Origin of the sequence: Nocardia cerradoensis NBRC 101014 (assembly GCF_000308535.1) — a bacterium.
Classification (GTDB): Bacteria; Actinomycetota; Actinomycetes; order Mycobacteriales; family Mycobacteriaceae; genus Nocardia; species Nocardia cerradoensis.
The window spans coordinates 21,395-37,704 of sequence record NZ_BAFW01000060.1 but is presented as its reverse complement, the minus strand read 5'-3'; the positions used below and the strand labels follow the sequence as shown (position 1 = coordinate 37,704).

At 69.1% G+C, this 16,310-nt stretch carries 16 protein-coding genes; 3 read left to right on the top strand and 13 right to left on the bottom strand.

The window, feature by feature from the left end:
- Positions 1–70: 70 nt before the first annotated feature.
- A complete protein-coding gene (lepA, locus tag ON23_RS07395; protein WP_083870661.1) occupies positions 71–1,912 on the bottom strand; it encodes a translation elongation factor 4 in 1,842 nt (613 codons plus the stop codon).
- A gap of 224 nt (positions 1,913–2,136) precedes the next feature.
- Between lepA and ON23_RS07390 the strand changes: the two genes are divergently transcribed.
- The 3 genes from ON23_RS07390 to ON23_RS07380 all read left to right on the top strand — a co-directional run bounded on the left by ON23_RS07390 (position 2,137) and on the right by ON23_RS07380 (position 4,386).
- On the top strand, positions 2,137–2,730 hold the full coding sequence (locus ON23_RS07390; protein ID WP_039777097.1) for a type II toxin-antitoxin system PemK/MazF family toxin: 594 nt from the start codon (positions 2,137–2,139) through the stop codon (positions 2,728–2,730).
- A 176-nt stretch (positions 2,731–2,906) separates the two neighbouring features.
- A complete protein-coding gene (rpsT, locus tag ON23_RS07385; RefSeq protein WP_039777096.1) occupies positions 2,907–3,170 on the top strand; it encodes a 30S ribosomal protein S20 in 264 nt (87 codons plus the stop codon).
- Between the two features lie 193 nt (positions 3,171–3,363).
- On the top strand, positions 3,364–4,386 hold the full coding sequence (locus tag ON23_RS07380; protein WP_039777095.1) for a phosphatidylinositol-specific phospholipase C: 1,023 nt from the start codon (positions 3,364–3,366) through the stop codon (positions 4,384–4,386).
- Between the two features lie 105 nt (positions 4,387–4,491).
- Here ON23_RS07380 and holA read toward each other — a convergent pair whose 3' ends face one another.
- The 12 genes from holA to ON23_RS07320 form a co-directional block, all read right to left on the bottom strand.
- Positions 4,492–5,466, bottom strand: coding sequence for a DNA polymerase III subunit delta (gene holA / locus ON23_RS07375; protein ID WP_039777094.1), 975 nt, complete (start codon positions 5,464–5,466; stop codon positions 4,492–4,494).
- On the bottom strand, positions 5,463–7,049 hold the full coding sequence (locus tag ON23_RS07370) for a ComEC/Rec2 family competence protein (RefSeq protein ID WP_039777130.1): 1,587 nt from the start codon (positions 7,047–7,049) through the stop codon (positions 5,463–5,465). Before ON23_RS07370 ends, holA begins: the two co-directional genes overlap by 4 nt.
- 77 nt (positions 7,050–7,126) lie before the next feature.
- The gene (locus ON23_RS07365; RefSeq protein WP_244969918.1) at positions 7,127–8,395 is read right to left on the bottom strand and encodes a ComEA family DNA-binding protein; all 1,269 of its coding nucleotides are present in this window, start codon (positions 8,393–8,395) and stop codon (positions 7,127–7,129) included.
- A 135-nt stretch (positions 8,396–8,530) separates the two neighbouring features.
- Complete coding sequence (locus ON23_RS07360) at positions 8,531–9,373, bottom strand: DegV family protein (RefSeq protein ID WP_039777093.1); 843 nt, start codon at positions 9,371–9,373, stop codon at positions 8,531–8,533.
- Between the two features lie 17 nt (positions 9,374–9,390).
- Positions 9,391–10,146: a diglucosylglycerate octanoyltransferase gene (gene octT / locus ON23_RS39150; protein WP_051042204.1), complete on the bottom strand. Its 756-nt coding sequence runs from the start codon at positions 10,144–10,146 to the stop codon at positions 9,391–9,393.
- 475 nt (positions 10,147–10,621) lie between these two features.
- The gene (locus tag ON23_RS07350) at positions 10,622–11,263 is read right to left on the bottom strand and encodes a histidine phosphatase family protein (protein ID WP_039777127.1); all 642 of its coding nucleotides are present in this window, start codon (positions 11,261–11,263) and stop codon (positions 10,622–10,624) included.
- 131 nt (positions 11,264–11,394) lie between these two features.
- Positions 11,395–11,799 (bottom strand): ribosome silencing factor, encoded by a 405-nt coding sequence (gene rsfS / locus ON23_RS07345; protein WP_039777092.1) that lies wholly within the window; start codon positions 11,797–11,799, stop codon positions 11,395–11,397.
- Between the two features lie 70 nt (positions 11,800–11,869).
- Positions 11,870–12,514, bottom strand: a complete 645-nt coding sequence (nadD, locus tag ON23_RS07340; protein WP_083903759.1) for a nicotinate-nucleotide adenylyltransferase — start codon at positions 12,512–12,514, stop codon at positions 11,870–11,872.
- A 45-nt stretch (positions 12,515–12,559) separates the two neighbouring features.
- Positions 12,560–13,366 carry a hypothetical protein gene (locus ON23_RS07335; protein WP_157170182.1) on the bottom strand — a complete coding sequence of 269 codons (807 nt, stop codon included), beginning with the start codon at positions 13,364–13,366 and terminating at the stop codon, positions 12,560–12,562.
- 69 nt (positions 13,367–13,435) lie between these two features.
- Positions 13,436–13,771, bottom strand: a complete 336-nt coding sequence (locus tag ON23_RS07330) for an MmcQ/YjbR family DNA-binding protein (protein WP_039777089.1) — start codon at positions 13,769–13,771, stop codon at positions 13,436–13,438.
- 15 nt (positions 13,772–13,786) lie between these two features.
- Positions 13,787–15,232 (bottom strand): vWA domain-containing protein, encoded by a 1,446-nt coding sequence (locus ON23_RS07325; RefSeq protein WP_039777126.1) that lies wholly within the window; start codon positions 15,230–15,232, stop codon positions 13,787–13,789.
- 48 nt (positions 15,233–15,280) lie between these two features.
- Positions 15,281–16,174, bottom strand: coding sequence for an AAA family ATPase (locus ON23_RS07320; RefSeq protein WP_036499607.1), 894 nt, complete (start codon positions 16,172–16,174; stop codon positions 15,281–15,283).
- Positions 16,175–16,310 lie beyond the last annotated feature (136 nt).

The window sequence follows — 16,310 nt, the reverse complement described above, 5'->3', positions numbered from 1 at the left end:
CGGAAAGCCCCAAGATCAACCGGCCGCCGACTCGGTCAACGGTCCAACTAATCTCACGGAACCTCGAAGACTACCTCTTCGGCTTGTCCGACGACGAATCGGTGGAGAGCGCGGCCACGAAGGCCTCCTGCGGAACATCGACCCGGCCGATGGTCTTCATCCGCTTCTTGCCCTCCTTCTGCTTCTCGAGCAGCTTCCGCTTACGCGAGATGTCGCCGCCGTAGCACTTGGCCAGCACGTCCTTGCGGATCGCGCGGATGTTCTCGCGCGCGATGACCTTCGAGCCGATGGCCGCCTGGATCGGCACCTCGAACTGCTGGCGCGGAATGAGTTCGCGCAGTTTGGTGGTCATCTTGTGGCCGTAGGCCTGGGCCGCATCCTTGTGCACGATGGCCGAGAACGCGTCGACGGCCTCGCCCTGCAGCAGGATGTCGACCTTGACCAGCGCGGCCTCCTGCTCGCCCGCCTCCTCGTAATCCAGCGAGGCGTAACCGCGCGTGCGCGACTTCAGCGAATCGAAGAAGTCGAAGATGATCTCCGCCATCGGCAGCGTGTACCGCATCTCGACGCGGGTCTCGGACAGATAGTCCATGCCGAGCAGTTCACCGCGGCGCGACTGGCACAGCTCCATGATGGTGCCGACGAACTCGCTCGGCGCGATGATCGTGCACTTGGTCACCGGTTCGAAGATCTGGCGAACCTTGCCCTCGGGCCAGAACGACGGGTTGGTGACGACCTGTTCGGTGCCGTCCTCCATGATCACGCGATAGATCACGTTGGGCGCGGTCGAGATCAGGTCGAGGTTGAATTCGCGCTGCAACCGCTCGCGGGTGATCTCCATGTGCAGCAGTCCGAGGAAGCCACAGCGGAAACCGAAGCCCAGCGCGACCGAGGTCTCCGGGACGTAGGTGAGCGCGGCATCGTTGAGCTGCAGTTTGTCCAGCGCGTCCCGCAGATCCGGATAGTCGGAACCGTCGACCGGATAGAGGCCGGAGTAGACCATCGGACGCGGCTCGCGATAGCCGGTCAGCGCCTCGGTGGCGCCGTCGCGGGCGGTCGTGACGGTGTCACCGACCTTCGACTGACGGACGTCCTTCACACCGGTGATGAGATAGCCCACCTCGCCCACGCCGAGGCCCTGGGTGGGCTTGGGCTCGGGCGAGACGATGCCGATCTCCAGCAGCTCGTGGGTGGCGCCGGTGGACATCATCTTGATCTTCTGACGCGGGGTGAGCTTGCCGTCCACCACACGCACGTAGGTGACGACACCGCGATAGGTGTCGTAGACCGAGTCGAAGATCAGCGCGCGGGCCGGGGCATCGCCCTCGCCGACCGGCGGCGGGACCGTCTCGATCACCTTGTTGAGCAGTTCGGGCACGCCGACGCCGGTCTTGCCGGATACGCGCAGCACATCCTCGGGCTCGCAGCCGACGATATGGGCGAGTTCGGCGGCATAGCGGTCCGGATCGGCGGCCGGCAGGTCGATCTTGTTCAGCACCGGGATGACCTCGAGATCCTTGTCCAGTGCCAGATACAGATTCGCCAGCGTCTGCGCCTCGATGCCCTGGGCGGCGTCGACCAGCAGGATCGCACCCTCACACGCCTCGAGCGCCCGCGAGACCTCGTAGGTGAAGTCGACGTGACCGGGCGTGTCGATCAGATGCAGCACGTAGTCCGTGCCGTCGACATTCCAGGGCAGCCGCACATTCTGGGCCTTGATGGTGATACCGCGCTCACGCTCGATATCCATCCGGTCCAGATACTGCGCACGCATCTGCCGTTCCTCGACCACCCCGGTCAACTGCAGCATGCGGTCGGCCAGCGTGGACTTGCCGTGGTCGATATGCGCGATGATGCAGAAGTTCCGGATCCGCGAGGGATCGGTGAACGTCGTGTCGGCAAACGTGCTGATGGGACACTCCTACCCGTGAACAAGTCGATAAGTCGCCATGCGGCAGTCTACGTGCGCATACCGCGTGGTCGTGCACGCACCGGCGGGCCGGCATCGGCGGCAACGACGCAGTTCCGGGGGCCGGCGACCTCGGTGTGAGCGGCGGCACACCCGATTCACCGCCCGGCACAAGCGAATCCGGCACCGGATGAGCCGAGCGCGGTTCGCCGTTAAGCTCTGCCGATATGGCCAGCACATGGAGCTCTCTGGGCAAGCAGTTGGGGACCATTGCCAAGGAGCAGGGGCCCAGGATCGTCAAGAAGCAGGCGCCGAAACTCGTCGACCGGATGCAGCGCTCCTCGATGTGGGATCGCGCCCTCGGCGGCCGCCGCAAGGACACGGTCGCGGCGCGGCCCAAGGACACGGTCGCGGTGCGGCCGGCGGCCTCGACTCCGGTGCCCACCCGGGAACGTGCCCGCCAGATCGTCTACTGCCCGCAGCTCGACGGCCGCGCCGATCCGGGCGAGATCGTGTGGACCTGGGTGCCGTTCGAGGAGGATCCGGCCAACGGCAAGGACCGCCCGGTGCTGGTCGTGGGACGCGAACGCAAGACCTTGCTGGGTCTGATGCTGTCGTCGAACCCGGCCCGCGGCGCCGAACACAACTGGATCGGAATCGGCTCCGGCCCATGGGATTACGAGGGACGCGAAAGCTGGGTGCGGCTGGACCGCGTCCTCGATGTGCCCGAGGCCGGTATCCGGCGCGAGGGGGCTATCCTTCCGCGCAAGACCTTCGATCTCGTCGCCCACCGGCTGTGCGCGGAGTACCACTGGGGTTGAGCAGCTGGCAACCGGCGCGCTGACCGGGCGCGGGCACAGCGATTTCACTTCACACCACCCCAGCTGGTAACCTCGATCGTCGGCGCGGCGCTACCTGTTTCCGTGTAGTGCGCCCAGAGACTTTTCACGAACATCAAGAGCACATCAACTGACGAGAAGGAATCAGAGGAACAGGCGTGGCCAACATCAAGTCCCAGATGAAGCGGATCCGCACCAACGAGGCGGCGCGGGTGCGCAACCAGTCGGTGAAGTCCGCGCTGCGCACCTCGATCCGCAAGTTCCGCGAGGCCGCCGCGGCGGGCGAGAAGGACAAGGCGCTCGAGCTGATGCGTTCGGCGAGCCGCAGCCTGGACAAGGCCGCCTCGAAGGGCGTCATCCACGCCAACCAGGCCGCCAACAAGAAGTCCGCCCTCTCGCTGGCCTTCAACAAGCTGGGCTGATTTCCCGGGTTCCGGCCGTCGCCGGAACCGACGCGGCATGTTCTGCCGCACAACAGCATTCGCAACGCCGCCGTGGCAGAGGATCTGCATCGCAGATGACCACGGCGGCTTTTGTCGTTGATTCACGTCGGCTACCGTTGTCCGGGTGTGGGGTGGGGAGATTCGCGGACGTACGGGCCTTGTTCTTGCGATAGTGGCGGTGTCGTGCGCGCTGTCGTCCGGCTGCGGGCAGTCGGTCCCGGTCGCGCGACCGGTCGCCGCGGCGCAATCGGCGCCGGCGTCGGCCGCATCCGGCACCGAGTCGGCCGGTATGCCCAAGGCCGCCGCCGTCGGCGCGATCGATCATCTCGATTCCGCGAGCAATCCGGACTGGATGGGCGCGCTGCCCGACAGCACCCCGCTCAGCGCGATGTCCATCCCCGGCACTCACGACACCATGTCGATCCACGGCGGTAAGGCCGGGCCGGCCGTGGTCACCCAGGAGAAGTTCGATACCGGCTGCACCGAGCCCGCCTGTGCGTCGGAACGGACCGCGAGCACCCAGCTCGAGGCCGGTATCCGGGCGTTCGACATCCGGGTCCGGCGCGACGAGGCCGGCAATCTCGGCGTACAGCACGGCAGCTTCTACCAGCAGGCGGGCCTCGACGACGTGCTGCGGATCACCGAACAATTCCTGGACCGGCACCCGCGCGAGACGATCCTGATGCGGGTGAAGGCCGAATGCACGAACGAGGACAAGACCTTCCACTGCGAGGACGCGGGCGGGCTACCGCCCGACCCGCCACTGCTGGACCGGTACCTGAACGCGCATCCGCGGGTGTGGCGACCGGCGGCGAGCGGCCCCGTCGCGATTCCCCGGCTGGGTGACGTGCGCGGCACCCTCGTCGTCATCCGCGCCGACGGGATAGACGACCGGGGCCTGCCGGTCGACGCGCAGGATCTGTGGGACAAACCCACTCGCGAGGACAAATGGGCGGCTGCCGCCACCCACCTCGCGCGGGCCCCGGCCATCGGCACCCGCGCATTGTCGATGGACTTCCTGTCGGCCTCCGGGGTGCCCGACCCGGCGAAATTCCCCCACCGCTACGCCGAATACGAGAACCAGCACGCACTCGACTACCTCCGCTCCCGGCCGGGCGCGGCGACCGGCGTCGTGATGGCCGACTTCCCGGGTCCCGCGCTCGTCGGCGAGATCATCGCGCACAACGACCGCTGACTCCGGCCGCACCCTCGGATCGGTCGATGCGGCGCGGCGAGCAATCACCACGCGGGGCCGGTCGGCGCCTCGCCCGCTCGGCCCGGTGACCTGTCGGCCGGCGGCTCAGTGCGAGGCGGCGTGCAGGTCCAGGATGCCGGCCAGGGCGTGTTCGAGCGCGTAATCCGTATCGGCCGCACCGCCTTTGACGTCGGCGTTGAGTGCGGCCACCACCTGCAGGGCGCTGCCGATCGTGGCGGCGGTCCAGCCACGTGCCTGCGTCTGCGCCTTCTTCACCTTCCAGGGCGGCATACCGAGCTGGGAGGCCAGCGCGAACGGGTCACCGCGACCGGCGGATCCGACCCGCGCGATGGTGTGCACGGAATCGGCGAGCGCGTCGGCGAGCAGAACGGCCGGGACGCCGCGGTCGGTCGCCCAGCGCAATGCCTCCATGGCCGCGGGGCGGTCACCGGCGACCGCCAGATCGGCGACCTCGAATCCGGTGACCTCGGCGCGACCGGAGTAGTACCGGCGCACCGCGTCGACATCCACCTTGCCGCCGGTATCGGCGGCCAGCTGGGAACAGGCCGCGGCCAGCTCACGCAGATCGGATCCGATGGCCTCCACCACCGCCTGCACCACATCACCGGAGACGCGGACGCCTGCTGTGCGAAATTCGTTGCGTACGAATTCGTTTCGCTCGTTCGCCTTGCTGATCTTGGCGCAGGTGTGCACCTCGGCACCCTGCTTCTGCAGTGCCGGCGCCAGTGCCTTGGCCCGGCCGCCGCCCGAGTGCAGGACCACGAGCACGACTCCCTCGGGCAGATCACCGGCGGCCGCGGTGATCAGCGCCACCGCATCCTTACCGGCCTCCGCGGCGGCCTCGAGGACGATCACCCGATCCTCCGCGAACAGCGAGGGACTCAGCAGTTCGGCCAGTTCGGCGGAGCTCGCATCGCCCGCCCGCAGCCGATCCACCGGCATCGCGTCGGGATCGTTGGTCGCGGCCCGCGCCTGCGCCACGATCGAGGCGACCGCCCGTTCGATGAGCAGTTCCTCCTCACCGAGTACCAGATGTAGGGCAGCCAGGTGATCGGTCACGGCACGATCCTACGGGTGGGCGGTGACAGGTTCACCGACCCGTCGCCGGGTGCCGGCGGCGGTGCCGAACCCGGGGGCGGGCGTGTGCGGCGCGCGCCCAGGCGCCCGAGCACCGCGACACCGCCCCCGATGAGCGCTCCGGCGAGTACCGCACCCCGAACTCCGGCGGGCGTCGGCAGCGAAATACCCAGTGCCGCCGCATGTTCGGCGACGAAGAGCAACCACCACATCGGCGGCTCGGCCAGGTTCAGCACCCAGATCGCCGCCGGTTGCCAGCAGCACGACAGAGCGGCGGCGCCGACCCCGAGCAGCGTGATCGGCGCGACGACGGGTTCGACCAGCACATTCGCCACGATCGCCACCCCGCTGACATGTCCGGTGAGCGCGGCGATGATCGGCGTGGTGACCGCGAAGGCGGCCGCCGCGACACCGAACGCCTCGGCCGCCAGTGGTGGCCAGCCACGCTGTTCGAGCCACCGCGACCAGCTCGGCGCCAGCAGGATCAGGCCTGCGGTCGCCAGCACCGAGAGAGCGAAGCCGATATCGACCGCCAGTTGCGGTGCGAGCGCGATCAACACGACCACCGCGGCACACAGGGCCGGTAGTGCCTGTTTCCGGCGCCCCGTCACCATCGCCAGCACCGCGATCGCGCCCATCACGGCCGCCCGCAGTACCGACGGCGACGGCCGCGCCAGAACGACGAATCCGATGAGCGCCAGCGCGGCGAGTACCGCACCCCAGCGCGGGTCGAGCGTCAGAGCTCGGGTCGCGAGCAGCACACCGGCGAGCACGATCGAGACGTTCGTCCCGGATACGGCGACCAGATGGGTGAGATCGACCGCCCGGAAGTCCTCGCGGACATGATCGGGCAGCCCGGAGATATCGCCGTCGATCAGCCCCGGTAGCACTCCGGCCGCGTCCGGGGGCAACGCGCGTTCGGCCGCCTCGGACAGATTCCCTCGCACCGCCGCGGCCGCCGATTGCCACCACGGCCGCGTCCCGACCCGGATCGGCGGTCCCTGCGCCCGCAGCACGGCGACCGTCAGATCACGTCGCCACGGATGTTCGAGCCGAGCCCGGACGGTGACGTGCTGCCCCGGCACCAGACCCGACCAGATCCGCTCCGGCATGATCACCGTCACCGCCGCATCGCCGTGGACGGATGTTGCGCCGTAACGGAATTCGCGAACCGTCGCGCGCATGGTCCATTGCCGCCCACCGAAGGAGTGGGCCGGGAGGGGTTTCGGATCTCCGGCCACCATCTCGGCCGTCACCACGCTGCCCGTCGCCAGCCGTCCCAGGGGATGGGCGCTCACCCGGTAGGCCTGCCACGATGCCGCCACCCCGAATCCCGCCGACGCCAGCAGCGCGGCCAGCACCACCCACCATGCCGCTCGATGCGGAGCACGGAAACGACTCCGCGCCAGAATGATTCCCGCTCCGGCCACCGAGAGCCCCAGCCCCGCGCACACCCACAGTCCGGCTCGCCACCCCAGCGTGATCCCCGCGATGGTCACGCCCCAGCACCCCAGCGCGGCGGGAAGCAGCCGCACGTCCAACGGAGTGCCACTCGCACCGGCCATTACGCGTTCGACGCCATCGTGGGCGGAGTTCGCGACGGGTTCGTTCCGACGCCGAGCATGCTTCGATTCGCCGGGGTTCACAGGGTGACCTGGTCCCGGAGCCGGTTGAGCTTGGCGGGGCCGATGCCGGTGACTTCGGCGAGCTGGTCGATGCTGGTGAAGCGGCCGTGCCGGTTGCGCCAGCCGATGATCGCCGCGGCGGTGGTGGGGCCCACTCCGGTGAGGGAGTCGAGATCCTGTTCCGTGGCGGTGTTGAGGTTGATCTTGTGCCCGGGTGGCGAGGCGGCGCCCGACGTCGCGGCCGTATGCGGGGCGCCCGGAACGACCATGCTGCCGAGGCGCGGGCCGCTCGCGGGTCCTGGCTCGCCGACGACGATCTGGTCGCCGTCGGCGAGTCGCTGGGCGAGATTCAGCCCGGCGAGGTCCGCGCCCTCCCGCGCGACGGCGTCGGCGACCCGTGTTCCGGGTGCGAGACGCAGCAGACCCGGATGTTCGACCAAACCGATGACGCTGACCACCAGATCGCCGCCGGGAGCCGGCGGCGTCGCCCGGCCCGGCGGATCCGACCGCACGGCCAGTCCGGGGCCGTCCACCGGCGCGGAAACCACCGAGGGTTCGGCGGCGTCCGTGCGCACCGCCGGTAGCGGCGCCACCGGCGCTGCCACCGGATCGTCTCGGTGCGCGGCGGCCGCCGCCACGATCACCGCCGCCACGCCGGCACCGGCCAGCACCCACACTCCTTTGCGCCCGGGATCCACGCGTACTCCCCGGAATCGCTCCGGAACGAGCCGCTGCCAGATCGTCACCGATCCCACCGGTTCGCTGAGCCACTGCGGAATTCGCGGACTCTCCGGCGCCTCGGGGAACGTCACCGCCGCGGGACCTTCGTCTCCATCCCGGCCGTCACCGTCGCGTCGGTCGAGGGCTCCCGTACTCGCAGGATGCGACGCGGCATCGTCGCGCCTCTGCCGGATACGGCTCGGCGAAGACGGCCGCCTCGGCCGAGTCCCGCCGTAGTCGCCGGCCCGAACGCCGGCGGCTTCGTCCACGCCGGCATCCACACCAGGTCGCATCGCGACGGCGGTTCGGCCGCCGTCGAAGCCGCTCACCGGTTCGGCGGGCGGATCCGGTTCGCCACCGCGCATCCCGGATTCCCGGCTTCCGGAGGAGTTGCCCGAGGGATCGCGGCGCTGCTCGGCCGAGTCCGCGGGTGATCGGGCGAGGTCCCACAGCCCGTCGTGGGCCGGGTCGCCCGGGCCGGGAGCCAGGGTGCCGAGCGTTGCCGTTGCGGGTGATACGTCGTGCAGTCGCTGCCGCAGTAGGGTCCGATCCTCGTGTCGCGCCATGACGGTGACCGTATGTGCGCGGCGGGGCGTGACTCGGTGCGCGAACTGGGGTTTCGGAATGTCTGGGGACAGCGGCTGAGCTGTGGACAACCGCCGGCGCGGCGACGGAGTTCGTCGGCCGGTGATGGTAGGGGCTCAGCCGCAGCCGCCGGGCACCACCAGAACGCCGACCGCCCCGGTGCCCACGTGTACGCCGAGCGTGGGACCGAATTCGGCGGTCACGAGCTCGCGCATGCCGGGGATGAGTTCGCCGAGCTGTCCGGCGATGGTGGCCGCCGCGGAGGCGGCGCCGAGATGCTGCACGGCCACCGCCGCCCCGTCGTCACCGGCCGCATCGACCGCTGCCGCAACGAGTTTCGCGTATGCCTTGGACCGGGTGCGCGCCTTCTCCCGCAGCTCCAATTTGCCGTCGACGATCTGGAGTATCGGCTTGGTCACCAGTTCGGCGCCGAAGAACATGGCCGCGGTGCTGAGCCGCCCGCCGCGACGCAGCTGCTCGGTCCGATTGACGACGATGAACGTGCGCGATCGACCGGCGGCGGTGACCGCGGTGTCGTAGACGACGTCCAGCGCCGCACCCGACCGCGCGCGACGGGCGGCGGCGAGTACGGGCAGCCCGGTGCCCAGACCCGCGCTCAGTGAATCCACCAGGCGCACCCGGTCGGCGGCATCCATATCCTGCACGGCCTGGCGACCGGCTTCCCAGGTCGCCGACAGCTGCCGCGAAATATGCACGGCCACGACACCATCGCCCGCGCTGAGCTCCAATGCGCGCTCGTAGGCGGCGCGCAATTCACCCGGGGAGGCGGACGAGGTCGTCACCGTGGACGCGCCGTAGTCGATGTCGCAGTCGTCGACTCCCTCGGCGATCGCCCGATCGTCGACCAGCACATGCAGCGGCACCACCACGATGCCCAATTCCGATACCAGTGCGGCGGGTACGCTCGCCGCCGAATCCGTGACCACCACGACGGTCATCGGCTATCCGAACCGATTCATGCACCGGCCTCGACCGAACGCACCTCCGACAGCACCTTCACCATGGCTCGCGCCACCGCCGCATGCCCTTCCCAGCCCCAGTGGATCCCGTCCGGATTCGCCTCGCCCGAGAAGATGTCGTCACGCACGGCCTCACCCAGGTCCACCAGCGGCACACCGGTTTTCGCCGACCATTCCTGCAGCGCACGCACCGCCGGGGCACGCCCGGAGTGCACCTTGCCGTAGGCCTCGCAGTCGTGGACGGAGGGCAGCACCGAGACCACCGGCAGATCGGGCCGCAACTGGGCCAGCGCATGCCGGGACTGTTCCAGGTAGTCGATGCTCACGTGCGGCGGAAGTGCCACGGGGCGACCGAGTTTCGACAGTCGCGGTTGCAGCCACTGATATCCGGTGCGCACCTGCCGGCGCAGCACCGGTGGGCGCAGATACCGGATCATTTCGCGCAGCGCCGTGGGCAACGGCGAGGGCAGCGTGTCCATGCCGCCCGTGGCCAGCACCACCGCTCCCGCGCGCGGCACCGCGGCCCATACGCGCGGATCGCCGATGAGCGCCCAATAGGCGTCGCGGCAGGTCCAGCCGATCCGCGCCACCAATTCGACATCCCAATCGAGTTCCGCGGCAACCAGATTCGGCCAGATGCGCGGATGGTCGGCGGGCAGGCCGCCCTTCGGGCCGAAGTACGACAGCGAATCCGCGATCACGACCAGCACCGGTCGCGCCGAACCCTCGGGTGCGCCGGCCGCGTCGCCGATACTCGGCAGCGCATCCGCGGAGACCGCGTCGTCGATCCCCGATACGGCGTCGACGGCCACGCTCGACACGGTCGGCTCCCCGGGAGTCGCCGCGCCGGAACCGGCGTCGGACTTCCGGTGCGCGTCGTCGTCACCGGCTACGGTCGCATCGCCGGATACGGCGTGCGTAGCGGTGGAGGGTGTCGTCTCGGAACCGCCGGTCACGCTGTCTTCCCGCGCGTCCTCGGCCGGTTCCGCATTCTGTTCTGCCGCCGCGGGCGCATCCGAGAGAACGGCCGGCGGGCCGGTCGATCCCCCGTCGTCGTCCGCATCCCCCGACTCGGCGGCGGCATCGGATTCCCCGGCCGGTTCGACCGGCGCGACCGGACCGCCGAACAGCGCGTCCGGCAGCCGCCGGACCGGCCCTTCGGATGCCTTGCGCAACAGTTCGTCGGATACCTGCCGGACCGGTTCGTCCCGGTCGTCGGAGGAGCGTTCAGAGGACATCAGGTGCTACCTTCGCCGCCGCATTCCACACATCCAGCCGCCAACCCGGCTGCTCGATGCCCGGACCGTGGCTGCTCAGCTGCACCCAACTGGTATTGGCCAATCCGCCCAGGATCGGCCATTTGTGCTCGGGCAGTTCCAGCAGCGCGGCGGTCAGGGCTGCGATCAGCCCGCCGTGCGCGACCAGGATGATGGTACGGCCGGGCCAGTCCGCACGCTCGGCGAACAGCTCGCGAACCACCGGCAGCGCCCGCGCGCCGACCTCGAGTTTGCTTTCCCCGCCCGGCGGGGTGACCGTGGGATCGAGTCGCCACGCCTTGCGCGCGCCCGGATACCGCGCGTCCACCTCGAGGTGGTCCAGACCTTCCCAGTCGCCGAGGCTGGTCTCCCGCAGCCGCGCATCCCGCACGACCTCGAGTCCGCTGTGTTCGGCCAGTGCGAGTGCGGTGTCGTAGGCGCGGCGCAGATCCGAGGAGATGATCGCGACGGCGTCCTGGGAAACCAGCTCGCGCGCAGCGTCTTTCGCCTGGCGCCGGCCCAATTCGCTGAGCTCGGTGTCGATCTGGCCTTGCATGCGGTCGGCGGCATTCCATTCCGTCTGCCCGTGTCGCAGCAGGATCAGCCGGCGCACGCCCGGATATTTCGACGCCCGCGAACCCGCTGCCGGCGCAACACCTTCGGACGCGTCGCTCACATCGGAGTCGACGGCGCGTTCCCCGGACACCTCGGGATCACGCGCGGTCCCCCCTTCGGGTCCGCGGTTCACTCGGTCTCCCCGCTACCACTCGCCTGGGCCTGCGCGGGAGCCTCGAGACCGGGCACCTCGACCTGCGGGCAGTCCTTCCACAACCGTTCCAGCGCATAGAAATTGCGTTCGTCGCTGTGCTGGATGTGCACCACGACGTCGACGTAGTCCAGCAGCACCCAGCGACCTTCGCGAGTGCCCTCGCGGCGGACCGGCTTGTGCCCGGCGAGCCGCAACTTCTCCTCGACGTTGTCGACGATCGCGTTGACCTGACGCTCGTTCGGCGCGGAGGCGATGACGAAGCAGTCGGTGATCACCAGCTGATCGGAGACATCGAGGACGACGACGTCGGTCGCCAGCTTCTCGTCGGCGGCCCGCGCGGCGACCCGCGCCATCTCCACCGCCTGTGCCGATGCCGTCATGCGTTCTCTCCTCGAGCATGAGCGGGGCGCTCCGTGATTACGCTCCGCTGCCTCCTGCGCGCCTGACCGCTCATGCTGGACTCACCCTTCCGTTCCCTCCCGGCACGTACAGGTGCCGTTTCGATATGTACTGCACGACGCCGTCGGGAACGAGGTACCACACCGGGCGCCCCTCGGCGGCACGGCGACGGCATTCGCTCGACGAGATCGCCAGGGCCGGGATCTCGATGACGGTGACCGCATCGGCCGGTTGATTCCGCAGATGTCCCTCGAGGTGGTCGACATTCAATTCGTACCCCGGACGGCTCACCCCGACGAACTTCGCCAGCTCGAACAGTTCCGCCCAATCCTGCCATGTCAGGATGCTGGCCAGCGCGTCCGCACCCGTGATGAAGTACAGATCCGCGTCCGGATGCTGATTCTGCAGGTCACGAAGGGTATCGACAGTATAGGTGGCCTTCTCCCGGTCGATGTCGGCACGGCTGACCGAGAACCGCGGATTGGACGCGGTGGCGATGACCGTCATCAGATAGCGGTCCTCCGCCGGTGAAACCTGCCGCGTGGACTTCTGCCACGGCTGCCCGGTGGGTACGAAGATCACTTCATCGAGGTCGAAGCGGTTGGCGACCTCACTGGCGGCAACCAGATGCCCGTGATGGATCGGATCGAACGTACCGCCCATCACGCCCAGTTTGCGCCGGCCTGTGTTTTGCACGAATGCCGAGCTTACTGGGCGGGCCCGAGCGGGGAACGCCGGTGCTCACCGCGCCCGCCGCGCCGACAGATACGCCTGCACCATCGCGGCCGGGTTGCGCGCCGCGCGCCGGGACCGGGTCGCCGCCTCGATCAGGTCGCCGTGCAGTTCGTCCCACTGGGGCCGGCCGGCGACGGCGGCCGCACCCACTGCGTATGCCCGTGCCGCGGCACGGTGGCGGTGGCACTGTGCCAGACATCGTCCGAACTGCTCGTACAGCACCGCGATCTCTTCCGGCGGATAGGGCAGCGCATCGCAGCCGAGGGCAGCGGCGAACAGGGTGGCCGCGAAACGATGGTGACCGCTGCGATAGTGGACGCGGGCGGCGAGCAGCGTGTGATGGGCCGCGTCGGCGGCGGAGATACCGGCCCAGCTCTCGGCCGCCGCGACCGCCGCGGCCGCCAGGTCGTGCTCCCGGCCCGGCTGGTTGGCGACCGCCGTCACCACCAGCGAGGACAGCCGTGCGAGTTGTTCACCGGACAGCACACCGCTGCCAGAGTCCACAGCCTGCCGCAACATTCGTTCGGCGGCGGCTGGGCTGGTAGCGAGCAGGGCGGTCGCGGCCTCTGCCAGTTCTTGCGCTCGCAGCCGCATGTCGCCTCGCCTCGGTTCATCCGTCGCGCGCGTCGGTGCCGGGCATTCGACGGCGGGCGGTTCGTAGCCGGAGCGCTCCGAGTCGTGCGGCGGCCCGGAGTCGCGGGGCTCGGGGCCGAGGCGTTCGGCCTCCCCGTGGCGGGAAACCCGTTGCGCCGCAGGGGCGCTCGGCTGGTCGGCGGGGATTTCGTCGGCGAACTCCCCCGATGGGCACGGCACGCGCGAATGATCGACGGCCCTGCTTGGAAAGCGCTTAACAGCCGCTGATGATGCCGGGCGAACGGCACGCTATCCCGTCGGCCGCTTGGATTTCGGCAGTTTCGCGACGACCTCGGCGTAGGACTGATCGATCAGTTCACGCACTTCCGCATCCGACACCGACCCACCCAGCCGGACGGTGTTCCAGCCGTATCGCCCGATATAGGCGGAGGCGGTGACATCCTCGGGATGGATATGCACCAGTTCGTCGGCTTCGAGGCGGTTGCGACCACATTTCAGCGTCACCGTCTCCGGGCTGACGAAGGCGAAGATCTTGTCGCCGACCTTCGCGACGACGTCACCCTCCCAGGGTTCGTCGCGCCAGGCTCCCGGCTTGCGGAGGCAGTATCGCAGCAGATCGCTCATGTCCGTCCTCGATGACTAGACCGGAAGTAGCCTGCTCACCACACCGGTCAGCTGGCGCGCCGACCGGCATTCGTGCATCTCGACGACCTCGGCGTAGCGGTTGGCGGCCGAATCACCGGTGCCCCACATCTTTTCGGCCTCCGGATTCAACCAGTGCGCGTGCTTGGCCACCTGGACGAGTTCGTGCAGCGTATTCAGCGCCGGATCCCGATAGTTGGTGCGGGCGTCGCCGAGAATCAGCAGGGAGGTGCGGCTGGTCACCACGTCGGGCCAGTCCTGCGCGAAACCACGCAGTGCCGCACCGTAATCCGAGTGCCCCTCGAATCCGACCACCTCGGTCTCGGTGAAGATGCGCCGGGTCACCTGGTCCAGCGGCGTGACCTGATCGAAGATGTGGGTCACCTCGTCCACCTGGTCGACGAACGCGAAGATCCGCACCCGCGAGAATTGCTCACGCAGCGAATCCACCAGCAGCATGGTGAAACTGGAGAATCCGGCCACCGATCCCGAGATGTCGCACAGCAGCACCAGATCCGGGCGGCCGGGCCGCGGTTTGCGGGTTTGCAGCGTGATCGGCACCCCGCCGGTCGACATGGACTTGCGCAGCGTCTTGCGCAGATCGATTTCACCGCGCCGGGATCGGCGACGGCGAGCGGCCAAGCGGGATGCCAGGACGCGCGCCAGCCGTTGCGAACCGCGCCGCAGTTCGGCCAGTTCGTTCTCCGAGATGCGCAGGAAGTCGGCATCCTCGGCTTGGCGCTGGACACCGTAGGTCGCGACGCGCTCGCGGCCCAGTCGCTCGGCCACCCGTCGCCGGGTCTCGGCCTCGACGGTGCCGCGGAAGGCCTTGACCCGTTCGCGGGCGGCGCGGCGGGCGACTTCGGTGTCGAACTCCGAATTGTTCTGCCCGGCGGCCAATCCCGCGAGGATTCTGCTGATCAGCACCTCGGGCTGCACATCTTTCAGCGTTTGATACGCCGAGAAGGACGGCCCGTTCGCCGACTGGTACTGCCCCATCTGCTCGACCATCTGCGCGGCCAGGTTCTGCAACTGCCGGGTCTGGTCACCCGTCGGTTCGGCGGCCAGCATCTCGGCCAGCATCCGCCGCAATTCGAACAGGTCGATTTCACCGTCGTCGCGCCGCGGCAGTTCGATGTCGTCGGCGCCCGCACGCTCCCCCAGCGCCGCCGGGAACCACAGCTCGAACAATCCGTCGAAGGTGGCGCGCTGCGTGGGCCGGCGCAGCAGCGCACAGGCCAGGCCCTCGCGCAGCATCTCGCGATCCATCAGATCGACCACGGTGAGCACCCGGCCGGCATCCACTGTTTCCGACGGCCCGACCGGAATTCCCCTGGCGCGCAGGGCCTCCACGAAGCCGACCACATGTCCGGAGAGCCCGTGCGGCGCGGTCTGCCCGGGTGGCGGCGCACCCTGCGCCGCGGACGCGGACCCGCCGCGCAACGCCGCGGAGACCAGTGCGCGGGGGGTGGTGCGCTTACCGGACACGGCTCAGGCCAATTTCAGCTCGGCCAGGGCGCGCTGATGGTCGCTCTGGTGTTTGAGTACCACACCGAGCGTCGCGCGCACGGTCTTGTCGTCGAGATCCTTCAGCCCCAGCGCCAGCAGCGTCCGGGCCCAGTCGATGGATTCGGCGACCGACGGCAACTTCTTCAACTGCATCCCGCGCAGCACATGCACCACACGGACCAGTTGGGCGGCCACGGCCGGTTTCAGCTCCGGCACCCGGCTGGCGAGGATGCGGCGCTCGAGTTCCTCGTCCGGGAAGTCGATGTGCAGGTAGAGGCAGCGGCGCTTCAACGCCTCCGACAGTTCGCGGGTCGCGTTCGAGGTGAGTACCACGAACGGGCGGCGGGTGGCGGTGATCGTGCCGAGTTCCGGGACGGTGACGGCGAAGTCGCTCAGCACCTCCAACATCAGGCCCTCGATCTCGACGTCCGCCTTGTCCGCCTCGTCGATCAGCAGCACGGTCGGATCGGTGCGCCGGATCGCGGTCAGCAGCGGGCGCTGCAGCAGGAATTCCTCGCTGAACACATCGGCTTTGGTGTCGGCCCAGGCGTTACCCGAATCCGACCCGCCGGAGGTCGCCGACTGGATGCGCAGAATCTGCTTGGCGTGATTCCACTCGTACAGCGCGCGCGCCTCGTCGATCCCCTCGTAGCACTGCAGGCGAACCAGTTCGGCATCGGCGACCTGGGCGACCGCGCGCGACAATTCGGTCTTGCCGACGCCGGCGGGTCCCTCGATCAGCAACGGCTTGCCGAGCCGGTCGGCCAGGAACACCGAGGTGGCGGTGGCCTTGTCGGCCAGGTAGCCGGTGGTGGCCAGCCGGTCGATCACATCGTCGACCGAGGCGAAAATCGGCTCGTGCACAGTCGTCTGCACAGTTGGGCCCTCCTTCGGGAACAGCGCAGCCCACTGCAGGTATGCACCGTAAAGAACAGCTGATCACGACGGTACACACCCGCGGGCCGGGTTCGATACTCCGGTGTCGGCGAGACCACAGGCCGGGATGGGTTCG